Origin of the sequence: Haloarcula sp. S1AR25-4, assembly GCF_031624555.1 — an archaeon.
Lineage (GTDB): Archaea > Halobacteriota > Halobacteria > Halobacteriales > Haloarculaceae > Haloarcula > Haloarcula pellucida.
The window spans coordinates 534,278-550,243 of record NZ_JAMQOR010000003.1 but is presented as its reverse complement, the minus strand read 5'-3'; the positions used below and the strand labels follow the sequence as shown (position 1 = coordinate 550,243).

Sequence of the window (15,966 nt, the reverse complement as noted above, 5' to 3'; positions counted from 1 at the left end):
CGGCGTGCTTCCACCGCGTATGGACCCTGCAGCACTTCGTGCATCGATACCCGCGCTGGACCGGTGTACCTACTTCAACACCGGTGCGAGCGGCCCGAGTCCTCGGACCGTCGTCGGGGCGGCGACGGATTTTCTGGAACGCCACGCCTTCGAAGCGCCCGCCGGCGACGGGCCGTACGCCGTCGCGTGGGACGCCATCGCCGCCGCCCGGGAGGTCGCCGCCGGCCATCTGGGCGCGCGTCCCGCGGACGTGGCGTTCACCCGGAGCACCGCCGACGGCGTCAACCTCGTCGCGGGGGCCATCGACTGGCAACCCGGCGACGTGGTGGTCCGCACCGACCTCGAACACCCCGCCGGGACCCTGCCGTGGGACCGACTGGCAGACAGCCACGACGTCGAGGTGCGAGTGCTGGAGACCGAGCGGGGACGCCTCGATACGGACGACCTGACGGAGGCCATAGACGACGCCCGACTCGTCGTGCTAAGCTCGCTGACGTGGACTCACGGCACCCGCTTGCCGATCGGCGAGGTGGTCGACGTCGCCCACGACGCCGGGGCACAGGTGCTCGTCGACGCCGTCCAGTCGGTCGGCCAGCACCCGGTCGACGTGACAGAGTGGGGCGCGGACTTCGTGGTGGCGGCGGGCCACAAGTGGCTGCTGGGAATCTGGGGCGCGGGGATGTTGTACGTCGACCCGGCGGCCCACGACCGACTCCGCCAGACCCGCATCGGCTATCGGAGCGTCGAAGACTCGGCTGCCGAGACGTACACCTACCACGAGGGCGCGCGCCGGTTCGAGGTCGGGACCACCTCGCCGGCCCCCTACGTCGCCCTCGCAGCGGCCATCGAGACGATGGAGTCAGTGGGCATCGATACCGTCCAGCGCCGGGTCGAACGGCTGACCGACCGCCTGAAGGACGGCCTCGGCGACCGACTGCTGAGTCCCGAGGAGTACGAGTCCGGTCTCGTCACGTTCGCCGCCGAGGACCCCGAAGCGACCGCCGAGCGACTCGCTCGGGAGGGAATCGTCGTCCGGCACCTCCCCTATCCCGAGGCGGTCCGAGCGTCGGTTCACGCGTTCAACACCGAGGACGACGTGGACGAACTGCTCGACGCGCTGTAGTCGGTCAGCGCCGACCGTGTTCGACGGTCAGTCTGCCGAGGTTGCGGACCCGGACCACCGGCGTCACGGCGGTGTGCAGTTCCGCGGTGCCGGTCTCGACGGCCGGGGGAACGTCCGCGAGGGCCGCCGGGTCGCCCGTGTCGGCTGCGAGTCCCGACGCCCCGTCCGCCTCGCGGACGGTCCGACGCTCGACGGTCGCCGTGCGTTCCGGGCGTTCGAGCATCAGCGTCTCCCCCGGCGGGACGCGGTAGCGGTCGGACCCCAGCGTGACGCGGGCCGCCTCGCCGACCCGGGTGACCGACGGGACGCGGACGTCGAGCGGCGCGGCCAGTCGGACCGCGTAGGCGGCCCGGTAGTCGGGTGCCAATCGCCTCGGGAGTCGCCGAACCGTCTCGTCCCGGGCGGTGAGCGTCGTCGCGAGGCGGTCGCCCGACGCAGCCACGCCGACGGCGTCCCGCACGACGAAGGCCGCGTCGGTGAGCAGCGACCGGTCGGCCGCCGTCAGCGGTCCGTACGGGTCGGAGACGAGCAGTCCGTCGTCGGTCGCGACTCGATAGGGCGGCGCGCCGTCGACGTGCAGTGTTCGGAGACGGACGTCTTCGGGCGCGTCGACGGCGAACTCGGCGGCGACTTCGACCACCCGCGTCGTGGTCCCCGCAGACGCCGTCCCGGCGACGCCGAGGAGCGAACTCCCGCCGAGGACGCCGCCGGTCCGGACGATGTCGCGCCGCGTCACGCTGACCGGGTCGTCGCTCATCCCTCGCCTCCGAAGACGGCTTCGGCCGTGCGTTTGACAGCCATCTTCGTGCAGTCGGTGTAGTTCGGGTTGTACCCGCGAAAGTGCAGGCGGCCGTTGCCACAGGGCCCGTGGGCGGCGTGGCTGTCGTGGTAGGTCACCGCCATCGGCGACACCTCGCCGGAGGGGTAGACCACGCCCGTGTCGTGTTCGTGCATGTGACTGCCGTTCTCGACGAGCACGCTCGTCTCCGCGAGGTGGCGGTAGCTGACGAGCGCATGCCCGAGTTCCTGCTTGGTGAACGCCTCGACGCGGGCGGCGTCCTCGGAGGCCGTCCCCACGACCATCCGGCAGTTCGTACTGAAGGCGAGTTCGTCGAGTTCGTCGGCGCTGAACCCGCCGCCACCGTCGAAGCCACCGGCGACGCCGTAGTGCAGGCCGCGAGCGCCACACAGCTCCGGGTGTCGCTCCGTGTACGCCTCGAAGGCGTCGACGAACGCGGCCTTCGTGGCGTCGTCGTACTCGGCCCCGCCGTCGTCGGCGACGAACGGCTTCGATTCCGCCAGCGTGAACGCCGCGTAGCCGCCCAGCGCGCCGTACTCGACGAACTGGTCGAGGCCGTCGACGACCGCCTCGGCCACCGGCCCGTCGTCCACCCACTCGTCGTAGACGGCGTCGTCGGCGGGGTAGAGGAACACGGCGGCGCGGGGGCGGCGACCGAACTCGCCGGCCAGCAGGTCGAAGTTCGGGGTCGTGTCTGCCACGTCGGCACAGACGGACCGCCAAATGATATAGATTCGCCGTCACTTCTGTCGACAGCGAGTCGAAGCCGTCGACCTGTGACGGCCTCCGGTTTGATTGGGACCGGGAGCCAACGGGAACGCATGGACGAACGGGCAGTCGTCACCGCGTTCCTCCGCAACGACGGCGAGGTGTTGCTCCTCCGCCGGAGCGACGCCGTCGGGTCGTATCAGGGTCGCTGGGGCGGCGTCGCCGGACACGTCGCGGACGCGAGCGGTGAGCAGCGCGACCCCGAGACGGCCGCGCGGGCCGAGATAGCCGAGGAGACCGGCCTCGCCGACGCCGTGAGGCTCGTCACCAGCGGCGACCCGTTTCCGGTCGAGGACGCCGACCGCGACACCCGGTGGGTCGTCCACCCGTTCCTGTTCGACTGTGACTCGCGGGCGGTCGAGACGAACGAGGAGACGACCGAGACGGCGTGGGTCCACCCGCCCGAGATACTGCGCCGCGAGACGGTCCCGCGCCTCTGGACCGCTTACGACCGGGTGCGGCCCCGCGTGGCGACGGTTCGGGACGACCGGACCCGCGGGTCGGCGTGGCTCTCGGTGCGCGCCCTCGAAGCCCTGCGGGACGAGGCCGCACTGGCCACAGAGGGCCGAACGGACGAACTCGAATCGGCCGACCGCGACGGGGACGACTGGACGGCACTGGCATCGCTCGCACGAGGACTCCGGGACGCCCGCCCCTCGATGGCCGTCCTCGCGAACCGCGTGAACCGCGTCATGCTGGCCGCGAGCGACGAACGGACGCCCGAGGCCGTCGAGACGGCCACACGCCGAGCGATCGGACAGGCCGTCGACGCCGACCGGGAGGCCGCCGAACTGGCCGCCCGGGCGCTCCCGGACCGGGTGGCGACGCTCTCGCGGTCGGGCACCGTCGAGACGGCGATTCGTATGGCGGACCCCGAGGCCGTACTCGTCGCGGAGTCCCGGCCGGGCGGCGAGGGCGTCGGCGTCGCCGAGTCACTGGCCGATGCGACGGCGGTGACGCTGACGACCGACGCGGCGCTGGCCTTCGAACTCGACGACTGGGACGCCGACGCCGTCCTCGTCGGTGCCGACCGAGTACTCCCCGACGGCCGCGTCGTCAACAAGGCCGGGACCCGCGGGGCGGCGCTGGCGGCGACGGAGGCGGGAGCGGAGTGTCTGATCGTCGCGTCGAGCGACAAAGTCGCGGCGACGGCCGACTACGACCTCGAACTCCGCGACGCCGCCGAGGTGTACGACGGCGACGCGGACCTAGCGGTGGTGAACCCGACCTTCGACGTGACGCCGGCGGACGCGGTGACGGCCGTCGTGACCGAACAGGGCCGACTGAACACCGCCGAAGTCGAGGCTGTGGCCGCCGCCCACCGAGAGTGGGCCACGTGGGACGACGCTCAGTCGTAGCGGGCGACCGCTCGGACGGGCGCGCCGTCGCCGCCGGCGAGTTGCAGCGGCATCGCGAGCAGTTCGAACCGGTCGGGGAGGCCCGCGAGGTTCGTGAGGTTCTCCACGACGAGGCAGTCGTTCCCCAGCAGTTCGTGGTGGGCCTGAAACCCCTCGGGTTCGTCGGCGGCCGCCGCGTCGGTGGGCGTCGGGTCGACGTTCAGGGCGTCGATTGCCACGTCGTAGCCGTGTTCGACGCAGTGACGGGCGGCGTCGGGGGTGAGGAACGGATGTTCGAAGTACCGGGGGTCCCCCCAGTGGGCGTCCCACCCCGTCCGGAGGACCACGACGTCGGCCTCGACCGCCGGGAGGTCCGCCGGGCGGATTCGGCCACGGGGGTCGCGGTCGCGCAGGTCCACGAGGACGGCGTCCCACGCAAACCGCGAGACGGCGAAGTCGTCGACGGTCCGGCCGTCGGCTTCCGTGTGACTCGGCGCGTCGACGTGCGTGCCGGTGTGACTGCCGCAGTCCACGCTGGAGACGCGGTAACCGTCGGCCTCGACGGTGGCGTGGGGCGAGACGGACACCGGCGGGTCACCGGGGAACACGGGCATCCCCGATCGAATCGGCTGTGAGAGGTCGGCGTAGGGCATAGCACCGATGCGTGGGCCGGGAAGAAACGTCTGGCGCTGGTTCGGCCGGACCGTTTCGCTTCGAGGGTCTGCGTTTCACGCAGAACCTCGCTACTGTTCGTCTAGGACGACGGGGACGCCGGCCTCGGCCACGTCGGCGGCGAACTCACGGGCGTCCGCTTCGAGGTTCGAGAAGGTGTTGTAGTGGACCGGCATGACGAGACGCGGTTCGATAGTCGCGGCGAGGGCGGCCGCCTCGTGGCGGTCCATCGTCGCTCGCGGGCCGATAGGGGGACAGAACAGCGAGGTGTCGAGCGTGCGGTGGCCCGGCAGGACGTCGCTGTCACCGGGGTAGTAGACGCGCGTGCCGTCGACGCTGACCATGAACCCACAGCCGAACCCTTCGGGGTGGTACGGCGACCCGTCGGGGAGGGTGTGCGGGCCGTCGGGTTCGTTGTGGGCCGGCGTCGTCCATATCGGGACGTCGTCGACGGTCACCTGTGCTTTCGCGTCGACCTGCCGGACCTCGTAGGGTAAGTCGACGATGGGCGGCAGGTCCCGTTCGACGTCTCGGCCGTCGATACCTTCGAAGGCGACGATGGTCGTGTCCTCGCCGGCGACGCGCTCGATGCCGTCCGGGTCGTAGTGGTGGACGTGCGTGACACAGACGATGTCGGCGTCCCCGGGGCGGTAGTCGGTGCTCGGTGGGTGACCGACGCCGTCCTCGTACGGCTCCCACTCCCCGGTCAGAACGCCGTAGCGTCCCGGGTCCGTGTAGACGACGGTGTCGTCGCCGGCGATACGGATAGTGGCGTACCCGAGCCAGTCGACGGTCACCCCCTCGTGGTGTACGGTCATCGGGTGATGTACGCACCGCAACGGGGATAAACCGGCGGTTTCGGTCGACGGACTCACTCCGCCAGTTGCCCTTCGACCGTCGCGTCGCCGACGTGCTCGCCCAGTTCACCGTCGCGGATGGCGGTCCGGAGGGCGAGTTCGGCCACGTTCCCGCCGTGTTCGGCGGTCCGGCCGATGCTGTCGAGGACGTGGGTCAGTCGGTACGCGGCGGCCGTCGACTCGAAGAGGCGACGGTCGAGCGCCTCAACGTCCGACCTGAGGGCGTCACGGGCGTGCAGGGCCTCGCGAGCGGCGTCGACGCCCGCGTCGCCGACGATGGCGTGGACCGCGTCCTCGACGATGTCGCGGGCCGTCGCCGCGAGGTCGGTAATCTCCTCGGCCGTCGCGTCGTCTATGCGGCCGTCCAGTTCCTCGGCCGTCCGCGCGATACGCTCGGCGTGGTCGCCGACCCGTTCGAGTTCCCGGGCGGTGACCCAGCAGACGAACAGTTCAGAGCGGGTCAGGCCGAGCGCGTCCATCTCGTCGAAGCGGGCCAGTCCGCGCTCGAAGTAGCGGTCGACCATGGCGTACAGGCGGTCGGCCTGGTCGTCCCTGTCAGCGGGACTGTCCACCGCCGTCGGGCCGGTCAGGGCGGCCGTCGCGTCGCGGTGCATCGACAGCACCACGAACTGGAGTTGGCGGACCGACTGCGTGATGGACACCTCGTCGGCGTCCAGTAGCGTCCGGACCGTCATCGTCGTCGCCGTCGACTCGGTGACGGTGACGCCAGTCAGCGTCCGGGTGACGCGCTCGACGGCGCGCCGTTGCTCGTCACTGAACTCGTCGGGCGCGTCGAACTCGAGTACTTCGACGCCCGCGGCGTAGGCCGCACGGAGGGCGCGTTCGATACACGTGGAGTCGGCGTGCGGGACCGTCAGGGTGAGGCGGCCCGTCGTCTCCCGGTCGCGTTCCTGTGGCTGGATGACGAGGACCCCGTCGATGTGCGTGTGGAGGTCGACGATAGACCCCGTCTCGATGCCGGCCACCTCGGCCCACTCCTTGGGGAGCGAGACGGTGTAGGTGCCGCCGCCGACCTGCTGTATCTTGCGTGTTTCCATCGGTCGCGTGTGTCGTGATAGTCACACCCACGCGACGGGACGACGCCCTGCGTGGGGAACGATACGGTCGTGGTCGGTGCGCCGGACGACGGCGCGCCGGCGCAGTTACCCGAACTTCCCGGTGATGTAGTCCTCGACGCGCTGGCTCTCGGGGTTCTCGAATATCTTGTCCGTGTCGTCGTACTCGACGAGTTCCCCGCCGGTGAGGAAGACGGCCGTCTGGTCGGAGATACGGGCCGCCTGCTGCATGTTGTGCGTGACGATGACGACGGTGTACTCTTCCGAGAGTTCCTCGACGAGGTCCTCTATCTTCGAGGTGGCGATCGGGTCCAGCGCCGAGGCCGGTTCGTCCATCAGGATGACCTCGGGGTCGACGGCGAGACAGCGAGCGATGCAGAGTCGCTGTTGCTGGCCGCCAGACAGACCGAGGGCGTTGTCGTCGAGTCGGTCGTTGACCTCGTCCCACAGCGCCGCCTGTTTCAGCGAGCGCTCGACGAGTTCGTCCTCCTCGGCGGTGTCGTCGCGGCCGAACAGGCGCGCCAGTAGTCCCTTCTCGATGTCGCCGTGCTTGCGCGGGCCGTAGGAGATGTTCTCCCGGATGGATTTGGGGAAGGGGTTGGGAGACTGAAACACCATGCCGATGCGCTTGCGCAGTTCGACGAGGTTGGCGTTCGGGTCGTAGATCTCCGTTCCGTCGAGTTCGACCGAGCCGTCGATTCGGGCGGCCTTGATGCGGTCGTTCATCCGATTGAGACACCGCAGGTACGTCGACTTCCCACAGCCAGATGGGCCGATGAGCGCCGTCACGGAGTTCTCCGGGATGGCCATCGAGACGTCCTTCAGTGCGTGGTCGTCGCCGTACCAGACGTTCAGATCTTCGACCGAGAGCTTCGGGTCGCCCGCGAAGTCGTAGTCGGTCCACGCTTCGCGGACCCGCTCTTCGGTCTCGCCGGCCGTCGTGGTCGACGTCGGCTGCGTGTCTGTACCCTCTGTCGTCTGCTTCGTCTCGCTGTCGTTAAGCGCGTTACTCATGGGTTAGTTTCCTCCGGAAGTAGGTCCGCGCCGTGATACCCACGGCGTAGAAGGTCAGTACGACCAGCAACAGGACGAACGCCGACGCCCACCCCATCGACGGGGAGCCGCTGACACCGGCGGCGATGACCGCCCACACCTGCGTCGGCAACGAGGCCGACGCCGAGAGGAGCGCGTCGTTGGCGACGAACGGCGGTTGCGCGGTGAAGCGGAAGCCGTCCAGCACCTGTGCCGACTCCGTGGCGTTCAGCGTGGATCCTAACACGAGGATGAGCGGAGCCGTCTCGCCAGCGATACGGCCGACGCCGAGGATGACGCCGGTGATGACGCCGGGCATCGCGGCCGGCAGGACGACGCTCTTGATCGTCTCCCACTGGGAGACGCCCAGCGCCGCACTCGCGTCCCGATACTCGTCGGGGACCGACTTGACCGCCTCGCGGCTGGTGATGAGCACCAGCGGCAGGAGCATGAACCCGAGGACGAGCATCCCCGCGAGCAGGGACTCGTCGCCGCCCAGTCGGGGGATGAGGAAGGCGGCCCCGAACAGACCGAACACGATGCTCGGCGTACTCCAGAGCGCGTTGGTCGCGATCTCGACCAGCGCGGTGAAGCGGCCCTGCTCGGCGTACTCGGTGAGGAAGACGGCCGCGCCGACGCCCAGCGGCACCGCAAAGAGCGTCGCGCCGGTGACCAGCCACACCGTGCCGACGACGGCGGGCAAGATGCCGCCGGGTTCGGTCCCCAGCGGGATGTACGTCTGCATCGTCATCGGCCACGAGAGCGTCCCGGCGTTGGCGACGCTGACGCCGAGTACGGTGAAGGACACCTTCGTCACGGCGACGTGAAGCCCCAGCAGGGCCAGGAAGCCGGCGACGCCGGTCAGGCCGAGGGCTATCTCCTCGCCCAGCAAGCGCCGCTGGAGCGTCTCCCCGGACTGGCGTTTCGCGTACGCGACCAGCGCCGTGGCGGCACTCGCGGCCACGGCGCCGGCCAGCGCGACGCCCGGGACGACGTTGACCGGACCGACGCTGGGCGTGACCGTCGCCGTCGCCTGCAGGAAGAGGGCCGACGTCAGCAGGGCGAGGCTGCCGAACACCCCGAGCGTGAACAGCGTCGCGCGATCCTGTGCGCGGTCGGCCAGCGTCCCCTCGCCGGCGAGGACGCCGGCCAGCGGAAGGGCCACGAGTACGACGGCGGCGACGGCGGCCAGCACGACCACGGCGACGCCGAGCGTCCCACCCAGCGGGAGGCCGAGCGGTCGCGGGCCGACGAGGAGGAACAGACCGGTCAGCGCGACCGTTCCCGCGACGGCCAGCGGGAGGGTCTGTCGAATCGTCTCGGCCCACCCGACGCGACTGCCGACGTTCCGCAGCGAGCCGTACGTCCGGAAGAAGTAGACGGACAGCAACAGCGCCGGGGCGACGAGCAGGAGCGACCCGACCGTCGGTTCCGGCGTCACCGCGATTGCGGTGTCGAGCGACTGTTGGGCCCGGTTGACCTGTACCGAGTAGGTGAACGGGTAGGCCAGTCGGTCGCCGGTGACGAGTACGGACAGGAGGACGGCGGCGACCGAGCCCACGGCGGCGAGCGGCAGGAGTCGGAACAGTTGGCGCGCGCCGGTGTGCCAGTCGTCCGTCCCCGCGGGCGTCCGTGCGGCGTTCACCACGACCACGAGCAGCGGCGCGAGCAGGACGAGCGCCGAGAGCGCCCCGATGGTGAACCCGTGGAGCGCGTAGCCGACGCCTTTCACCGTCACGAACACGACGATGGTCGCCATGACGGCGACCATCAGGAACGCGTTCAGGTTGATGACGAGGAAGGCACCGAACTCGCGGCCGCGGGCGCCAAAGCCGGCCCGGCACTTCGCGGCCGACCACGACGAGAGAATCGCCCCGACGAGGACGAAAATCGGGATGACTGCGCCACCGGTGAACCCGCCGGAGAGCGACTGGGGGTTCCACTGCCAGCCGACGCCGACGACGGCCGTCGCGATAGTGAGGCCGAGCGTCCCGACGACGAGCGCCGCGGGAATCGTCGACCCGACGTCCTCGCGCGGGAGGACCGTCAGGGCCGAGAGGACCAGTCCGGCACCCAGCGCGACGGCGACCCACGCCGGCGAGTCGAAGCCGACGAGCGAACCGCCGATAGCGGCCCCGAGAGTCAGCCCGAGAGCGCCGAAGACGACGCCAGCGAGCAAGCCGGCGCTCGTGTTCGGGCTGGTGTCGACCGTCTCGACGCGCGAGGCCACGCCAGCGACGGCGACGGCGACGGCCTCGACGACGAGCGTGAGGCCCAGCAGCGTCGCCAGCGTCACCGGGACCGCGTAGGCCAGCACCGTCAGACCGAGCGTGCTGACGACCAGTCCGAGCGCGATGCCGCGGACCCGCTGGGACTCGACCGGCGTGACGTTGGCCCACGAGGAGACGCCGACGATGCCGACGCCGCCGACGACGACGGCAAGAATCAGCCCGAGCGACTCGCCCAGCGCCGCGCCGCTGGCGCTCAGCGGGACGGCGTCGACGAGCGTGACCATCCCGAGCGCGAACGTCAGGACGCTGAGGCCGATGGCGGCGTCGAGGCCCCGGTCGTAGACGTTCGACTCCGCGTTGACCAGCGTCGTCTCGGTAGCGTATCCCTCGCTCATGCTTCACCCCGGAGTTTCTCGCGCATCTGGCGCTCGATGTACTGGGAGACGACGCTCATGCCCGCGACGATGACGAACAGCATCACGCCCGCGACGAACAGCACGTCGACCGTACTCTCCGAGGCGCTCCCGTAGTTGACCGCGATGAGACTCGTCAGCGTCGCGCTCGCGTCGAAGACGTCGAACAGCGGGTTCGCGAGGCCGACGCCGGCGGCCATGATGGCCGCGACGGCCATCGTCTCACCGATGGCCCGGCCCAGTCCGAGGATGACCCCGGCGGAGATACCCGAGAACGCGGCGGGGATGGAGATGCTCTTCATGGTCTGCCAGCGGGTCGCGCCCATCGCGATGGAGCCGTCACCCATCGCGTCGGGGACGCTGGAGAGGGCGTCCTCGCCGACGGAGACGACCGTCGGGAGCGCCATCACGCCGACGACCACGCCCGCGATGAGGAAGCTCGCGCCGTCGTCGAGGAACGACTGCTGGACGAAGCCGTTCAGCACCTGGAAGCCGATGAAGCCGTAGACGATAGAGGGAATCCCGGCCAGCACCTCGACGCCGGGTTTGATTATCTCGCGCAGTCCGTCGCTGGCCACCTCGGCGATGAACAGCGCGCCGAACAGACCCAGCGGTCCGGCGATGGCGCCCGCGATGAGCGTGACCATCACCGTCCCCCAGATGGCGGGAATCAGCGAATAGGCCCCGCCGGCGGGGTTCCAGTAGCTCGTGCTGGTCGGCAGGACGGCGTCGAGCCAGAAGAACCAGCGAACCTCCCCGCCCTGAATCGGGACGAGCAAGAGCCCCAGCCCGTGTTCGACGAACGCCGGGAAGGCGCTGGCAAAGAGGAAGATAGTGATGAAGGTGACAGTCAACACCGTCAGCACGGTGGCGATTAGCGTCAGCAATCGTGCTATCTCGGCTTGGTACGTGACCCACCCCAGTGCGGTCACGAAGATGAACGCGCCGACCATCGGGACGGCGATGGCCGGACGAAAGAGGAACACCAGAATCGTCGCCGCGAGCGTCGCCGCCGACGCGCCGACTGCCAGCAGTGACCCCTCTGTCGCGTCCCCGCCGAGGATCGTCTCTCGTGTGTTCGTACGTACGTCGTCTATCATATCGTTGTATCAAAAATCGGTGCGGTCGGCGTCCTGTCTCCCCGGCAGCCGTGTCCGCGCCGTGGCTGCTTACGCCTGGCTGGGGAGCTTGTTCCGCTGTTCCTTCTGGCGGCGCTTGCCGAGCGCGAAGTAGTTGTTCGGCTTGACGAACAGGTCCTGCCCGAAGTCGGAGAGGACCATGTTGATGACCGCGGCCTCCTTCTTGGAGGTGCCCTCCCACGTGTAGCAGTGTAGGTCACGCGAGAGCGGGTAGGCCTTGGAGTCGAGTCCGTTCTGGTCGTCCTGATAGCTGTAGGTCGTGCCTTCCCATTCGAGTGCGATGGGGGCGAGGCCGTCCGTGTTGATGAACGCCAGCGCGAGGTAGCTGATGGCGTTGTCGGCCTGTGCGATGGCCTGTGCGAGGCGCTGGTTCTGGCCGTAGCGGTTGGCGACCTGCGTGTCCTCTTCGGGGTTGTCGAAGACGTTCGAGACGAAGGAGGTGCGGGTCCCCGAGCCCTTGACGCGGCCCAGTACCTGAATCTCCTTGTCCGGGCCACCGAGTTCGCTCCAGTTGGTGATTTCGCCCTTGTAGAGGTCCTTCAGCTGGTCGCCGGTGATCTTCTCGATGCCGGCGTCGGCGATCTCCTGGGAGACCACGAGCGGCTGGCCGTCGACGCCCACGACGTGGTCGACGAAGCTGTCGTAGGAGTCCCGGTCCGGGAGTTCGTCCTCGACGTTCCCAGAGGAGTTCCCGATGTCGTGCTGGCCGTTCATGACCTTCTCGACGCCGGTCCCGGAGTGGGAGAGACCGACCGTGAACTGGAACGGCGGGCCGTCGTCGCCGCCGGCCTCGAAGCCGTAGAGGCCGCCCCAGTAGTCGGCGAGGTTCTTGTCCGTATCTATGTCGTACTCGCCGTGGGGCCAGTACTCGGAGTCGCTGGCCGGGCGGTTGGCGTTCCAGTAGGACGCCGCGGTGTTCATGATAGGGTACACCGTCGAGGAGCCACCGGACTCCAGTGCGGAGACGTCACCCGACTCGTTCCCGCTGTCGGTGCTCTCGGTGTTCTCCATGCTCTCCGTGGACTCCCCGTCGGAGCTACTACCGTCGGAGCTACCGCCGTCGCCGCTCGAACAACCGGCGATGGCTGCCGCACCCGTTACCCCTGTGGCCGCGATGAACTTACGCCGCGAAACGCGGTCAGACAGCATCTCTGAGTCCTGCGTCATCACCTGAAACAGGCCGAAGGAGTATTAAACCCGTTTATAATAGGGGTATTTTCGGCTACGATGGATCTAGTCGTCTATAAAAGAACAATACCGGTACGGCTAGCTATTGAGCCGAACGTATCGCTCATAGCTCGCTCGATATCACCCGCGGACAGATTCTCAGTCAGAATCAGCGGGGACGTCGACGGTAGTGACGGCATACGGTCCTCACTGAGATCCGGTCTACGACTCACGCCGGGAGCCACCGCTCGTTATACTGGTAGCTGTAAGTTCGTAAAGATATTCGCCACTCCGGGGTGGCGAATTACTTCAGTTTGTTACAGCCACCAGTATTACTCGGTGGCCCCGACGAACGGTAGGTGGCGGGAACGGGCGGACTCGCCGCCGTCGGCGGGCGCGTTCGCCGACCCGATGGGTGCTCATACGGTGTCAGACGGCTATTCGTGGCGGCCACCGTCGCCCATAACCGTGTTCGTACTCGATTCGGCGGCGACGGCCGCGTCGCCGACTTCGAACCGGTCGAGCAGCGTCTGGAGGCGCTCGGCCTGGTCGGTGAGCGACTCGACGTTCGAACCGACCTGCGTCATCGACGACGCCTGTTCCTCGGCCGCCGCGGAGACGTCTTCGGCCTCGGCGGCCGTCGTCTCGCTGATGCCTGCCACCTCCTCGACCATCACCACCGCTTCTTCGGCGCTTGCGGCTTGGTCGTCGGTCGCGTCGCTTATCTCCTGAACGCCGCTGTCGGTCTTCTCGGTGGTCGCCGCCACCTTCGTGAACGCGTCGACGACGTCTCGAACGGCGTCGACTTCGTCGCGCATCTTCTGTTCGGCCGTCCGCCCCTCCTCGACCGTTCGCTCGGTCTGTTTCTGTACGTCCGCGATGAGCTGTTCGATCTCGTTTGCGGACGTCTGGGTTTCCTGAGCCAGTTCTTTGACTTCGTTTGCGACGACCGCGAATCCGTCGCCGTCCCCGTCACCACCGTTCTGTCCGGCGCGGGCGGCCTCGATGTTGGCGTTGAGCGCCAGCATGTTCGTCTGATCGGCGATGTCGCTGATGAGATCAGCGATCTCACCGATCTGGACCATCTGTTCGTCGAGGGCTTCGATGTTGTCGACGGTCGTGTTGATCGAGTCCTGTACGTCCCGAGCGTCTTCGATCGCCTGCTGGGCGGTCGTCTCCCCGTCGTCCGCGATAGTGGCCATCTCGTGCGATGTCTCGGCGACGGTTTGTGCGGAGGCGGCGACTTCCTCGACTGTCGCCGACAGGTCGTTCATCTCGCCCACCACCTCGTCGAGCATCTCACGCTGTTCGGCCGTTCCGCTCGATATCTCCTGAATCGAGTCGCTCACGTCTTCGCTCGCCTGCTTGACCTCGCGGACCCCGGCGTTTGCTTGCCCGCTCGCGTCGGCGACCTCCTGAGCGAACCCCTGAATCTCCTGTATCGTCGACTCGACGTGCGCCAGCATCTCGTTGAACGCGCTGGCGATCTGAATCATCGCCTCGTTCTCGCTATCGGCGTCTAAGCGGACGCTGAGGTCGCCGTCGGCGGCCCGTGACATGCGTTCGCTGTACGCGTTGGCTTTGGCTTCGAGGTGGTCGACGAGCGCCGCCGATTGCTCGCGCTCCCGTTCGGCTTCCTCGCGTGCTCGTTCGGCCGTGCGTTGTGCTTCTCGGGACTCCTCGATCGTTTCGCCGAGCGACGCCGCCGTGTCGACGAGGGCCGTGTACGTCTCACCGACCTCGTCGATTCGGTCGGTTTCGAACGAGATGTCGAACTCACCGTCGTCGACCCGTCGAATGTTCGCGTTGATGGCTCGTAGCGTGCGGTACATCTCACAGTAGCCCAGAAACCCGGTGATGGCGACGATCAGCGAGATGAATCCGGCCGCCAGCAACACGTCGTCGAACAGTAGCACGGCGAGGGCCGGTCCGATAGCGATCGACATGGCGGCCAGCCAGAAGATCCGAGCACCGAAACTCCGCCGGAGGACGTCCGGAAGCCGCTGTTCGATCCAGATCGGAACCACACCCACGTACACGAGGATACGGCCGAAAATACCTATGTTCGCTGTTTTCGCACCCATACCCCCAACCTCTATGACACGCAGATATCAAGTTCGCGGGCCAGTATTCAGAACTGATAACATACGGCATCCAGCGGTCACGACGCCGATGTCGTGTTCGATGCGGAGAGTGTGAGCCGCTCGCCGTTCAGGTCGTACAGCAGGTCGTAGAACGCTCCGCGTGAGTCGGGGTCGACGCCGACGGCCGGTTCGTCGAGCGCTACCGGTATCGCGTCGTGATCTTCGTCACGGATGGGGCGAACGACCCGACGTGGAACCGACCCATCCGTCCCGCCTCTTGGCTTGCCACTGCCATCACACCCCGAGCTCCGAGAGAGTAGATTGAGTCCCCCGGTCTGTAGCAGGCTCGGTGACTCAGAACCGTACACACGCTGGACGAGTCCTGGTCGACCTGCTCCACCGGTCGATGAACGAGTTTTTCACCGGTGGCAGGCTATCCCCCGATGGTGGCAATGACGAAATGTTACCCCCGCAGAGCCCTTTGTGAAGATAGCTTCCCCTGAGCCACCAACTCTCCGAGACGCCTAGCGAATCTATGAGTGGATTTCTCGCTGAGCCTCTCGTGACGAGGCGTTTCCGACCGAGCCACCGTCTGATACCGTGAGCGGTGTCGCCGGTGGGCGACCCGAGCGTTTATATCCCGTCCCACTGAGCGCCGACGTAGATGGTGGAACTCTGGCGGCTCACGCGGAACCGCTACGGCCGTGCCGTCTACGACCGGTTGGCTGCGGCGGGCGTGACGGCGACGCTGCTGTCGGAGTACGTCGCCGACCCTGCGGCCGTCGACCCGTCCGGAAGCGAGTCAGTGTCCGTCGAGGTGTGTGACCCCGCCCGCGTCTCGGAACTCGGCGCGCCAGTGGGTGAACTGGCCGACGGCGAAGTCGTCCTCGGCGCGTTCGAGGGCGGAACGCCGCTCGGATACCTGTTCTGTTCGCTCGATGCGACCCACGACATCGCACCGCTCGAACGCCGACGGTCGTTCGAGGGGGCCTACCTCCGTCGCGTCTTCGTGGCACCCGACCACAGGCAGCGCGGTGTCGCCTCGGCACTCGTCGTCGGGGCCTGTGACTGGGCACACGGACGCGGGGCGACACGGGCGAGCGCGCTGGTCGCTCGTGACAACGTTCCCTCGCGGGCGCTGTTCGCCGCCCACGGGTTCGACGTGGTCCGAGACCACCGTTACGTCCGGGTCGGCCCGCTCTCGCACTACAGCGTCCGAGCGACCTGAACCGGAACAGACCGGACCATAGATATATAGATTCCTCCCA

The 15,966-nt window shown here is 68.1% G+C and carries 14 protein-coding genes; 3 read left to right on the top strand and 11 right to left on the bottom strand.

All coding sequences use genetic code 11. The annotated features are described in order from the left end of the window. Positions 1-19 precede the first annotated feature (19 nt). Positions 20-1,123, top strand: a complete 1,104-nt coding sequence (locus tag NDI85_RS16195) for an aminotransferase class V-fold PLP-dependent enzyme (RefSeq protein ID WP_310916349.1) — start codon at positions 20-22, stop codon at positions 1,121-1,123. Between the two features lie 4 nt (positions 1,124-1,127). On the opposite strand, the gene NDI85_RS16190 is transcribed toward NDI85_RS16195, so the two are convergent. Then, positions 1,128-1,880 (bottom strand): hypothetical protein, encoded by a 753-nt coding sequence (locus tag NDI85_RS16190; RefSeq protein WP_310916348.1) that lies wholly within the window; start codon positions 1,878-1,880, stop codon positions 1,128-1,130. Further along, positions 1,877-2,623 carry a hypothetical protein gene (locus NDI85_RS16185; RefSeq protein WP_166967985.1) on the bottom strand — a complete coding sequence of 249 codons (747 nt, stop codon included), beginning with the start codon at positions 2,621-2,623 and terminating at the stop codon, positions 1,877-1,879. Before NDI85_RS16185 ends, NDI85_RS16190 begins: the two co-directional genes overlap by 4 nt. 120 nt (positions 2,624-2,743) lie before the next feature. Here NDI85_RS16185 and NDI85_RS16180 point away from each other — a divergent pair, with 120 nt between their 5' ends. After that, positions 2,744-4,048, top strand: a complete 1,305-nt coding sequence (locus NDI85_RS16180; RefSeq protein ID WP_310916347.1) for an NUDIX domain-containing protein — start codon at positions 2,744-2,746, stop codon at positions 4,046-4,048. Here NDI85_RS16180 and NDI85_RS16175 read toward each other — a convergent pair. The 9 genes from NDI85_RS16175 to NDI85_RS16135 all read right to left on the bottom strand — a co-directional run bounded on the left by NDI85_RS16175 (position 4,039) and on the right by NDI85_RS16135 (position 15,066). Further along, a complete protein-coding gene (locus NDI85_RS16175) occupies positions 4,039-4,680 on the bottom strand; it encodes a cyclase family protein (protein ID WP_310916346.1) in 642 nt (213 codons plus the stop codon). The two genes, NDI85_RS16180 and NDI85_RS16175, sit on opposite strands and share 10 nt — an antisense overlap. Before the next feature lie 90 nt (positions 4,681-4,770). Continuing rightward, positions 4,771-5,517, bottom strand: a complete 747-nt coding sequence (locus NDI85_RS16170; protein ID WP_188999609.1) for an MBL fold metallo-hydrolase — start codon at positions 5,515-5,517, stop codon at positions 4,771-4,773. Between the two features lie 53 nt (positions 5,518-5,570). Beyond that, a complete protein-coding gene (locus NDI85_RS16165; RefSeq protein ID WP_310916345.1) occupies positions 5,571-6,614 on the bottom strand; it encodes a phosphate uptake regulator PhoU in 1,044 nt (347 codons plus the stop codon). Positions 6,615-6,719: 105 nt separating this feature from the next. Then, on the bottom strand, positions 6,720-7,646 hold the full coding sequence (pstB, locus tag NDI85_RS16160) for a phosphate ABC transporter ATP-binding protein PstB (RefSeq protein WP_188999619.1): 927 nt from the start codon (positions 7,644-7,646) through the stop codon (positions 6,720-6,722). Then, positions 7,639-10,290 (bottom strand): phosphate ABC transporter permease PstA, encoded by a 2,652-nt coding sequence (gene pstA, locus NDI85_RS16155; protein ID WP_310916344.1) that lies wholly within the window; start codon positions 10,288-10,290, stop codon positions 7,639-7,641. The genes pstB and pstA overlap by 8 nt, the downstream gene beginning before the upstream one ends. Next, positions 10,287-11,408 carry a phosphate ABC transporter permease subunit PstC gene (pstC, locus tag NDI85_RS16150; protein ID WP_188999625.1) on the bottom strand — a complete coding sequence of 374 codons (1,122 nt, stop codon included), beginning with the start codon at positions 11,406-11,408 and terminating at the stop codon, positions 10,287-10,289. Before pstC ends, pstA begins: the two co-directional genes overlap by 4 nt. A gap of 69 nt (positions 11,409-11,477) precedes the next feature. Further along, positions 11,478-12,614 carry a substrate-binding domain-containing protein gene (locus tag NDI85_RS16145; RefSeq protein ID WP_310916343.1) on the bottom strand — a complete coding sequence of 379 codons (1,137 nt, stop codon included), beginning with the start codon at positions 12,612-12,614 and terminating at the stop codon, positions 11,478-11,480. Between the two features lie 437 nt (positions 12,615-13,051). Continuing rightward, the gene (locus NDI85_RS16140) at positions 13,052-14,641 is read right to left on the bottom strand and encodes a methyl-accepting chemotaxis protein (RefSeq protein ID WP_310916342.1); all 1,590 of its coding nucleotides are present in this window, start codon (positions 14,639-14,641) and stop codon (positions 13,052-13,054) included. Positions 14,642-14,775: 134 nt separating this feature from the next. Continuing rightward, positions 14,776-15,066, bottom strand: a complete 291-nt coding sequence (locus NDI85_RS16135) for a hypothetical protein (protein WP_220639411.1) — start codon at positions 15,064-15,066, stop codon at positions 14,776-14,778. A gap of 296 nt (positions 15,067-15,362) precedes the next feature. Here NDI85_RS16135 and NDI85_RS16130 point away from each other — a divergent pair, with 296 nt between their 5' ends. Further along, a complete protein-coding gene (locus NDI85_RS16130) occupies positions 15,363-15,926 on the top strand; it encodes a GNAT family N-acetyltransferase (RefSeq protein WP_310916341.1) in 564 nt (187 codons plus the stop codon). Positions 15,927-15,966: the final 40 nt, after the last annotated feature.

What these genes read in the sequence shown, in the direction of transcription:
- NDI85_RS16195 (WP_310916349.1), top strand. Translation starts at nt 20, where the DNA reads ATGGACCCTGCAGCACTTCGTGCATCGATACCCGCGCTGGACCGGTGT.
- NDI85_RS16190 (WP_310916348.1), bottom strand. Translation starts at nt 1,880, where the DNA reads ATGAGCGACGACCCGGTCAGCGTGACGCGGCGCGACATCGTCCGGACC.
- NDI85_RS16180 (WP_310916347.1), top strand. Translation starts at nt 2,744, where the DNA reads ATGGACGAACGGGCAGTCGTCACCGCGTTCCTCCGCAACGACGGCGAG.
- NDI85_RS16175 (WP_310916346.1), bottom strand. Translation starts at nt 4,680, where the DNA reads ATGCCCTACGCCGACCTCTCACAGCCGATTCGATCGGGGATGCCCGTG.
- NDI85_RS16170 (WP_188999609.1), bottom strand. Translation starts at nt 5,517, where the DNA reads ATGACCGTACACCACGAGGGGGTGACCGTCGACTGGCTCGGGTACGCC.
- NDI85_RS16165 (WP_310916345.1), bottom strand. Translation starts at nt 6,614, where the DNA reads ATGGAAACACGCAAGATACAGCAGGTCGGCGGCGGCACCTACACCGTC.
- pstB (WP_188999619.1), bottom strand. Translation starts at nt 7,646, where the DNA reads ATGAGTAACGCGCTTAACGACAGCGAGACGAAGCAGACGACAGAGGGT.
- pstA (WP_310916344.1), bottom strand. Translation starts at nt 10,290, where the DNA reads ATGAGCGAGGGATACGCTACCGAGACGACGCTGGTCAACGCGGAGTCG.
- pstC (WP_188999625.1), bottom strand. Translation starts at nt 11,408, where the DNA reads ATGATAGACGACGTACGTACGAACACACGAGAGACGATCCTCGGCGGG.
- NDI85_RS16145 (WP_310916343.1), bottom strand. Translation starts at nt 12,614, where the DNA reads ATGACGCAGGACTCAGAGATGCTGTCTGACCGCGTTTCGCGGCGTAAG.
- NDI85_RS16130 (WP_310916341.1), top strand. Translation starts at nt 15,363, where the DNA reads ATGGTGGAACTCTGGCGGCTCACGCGGAACCGCTACGGCCGTGCCGTC.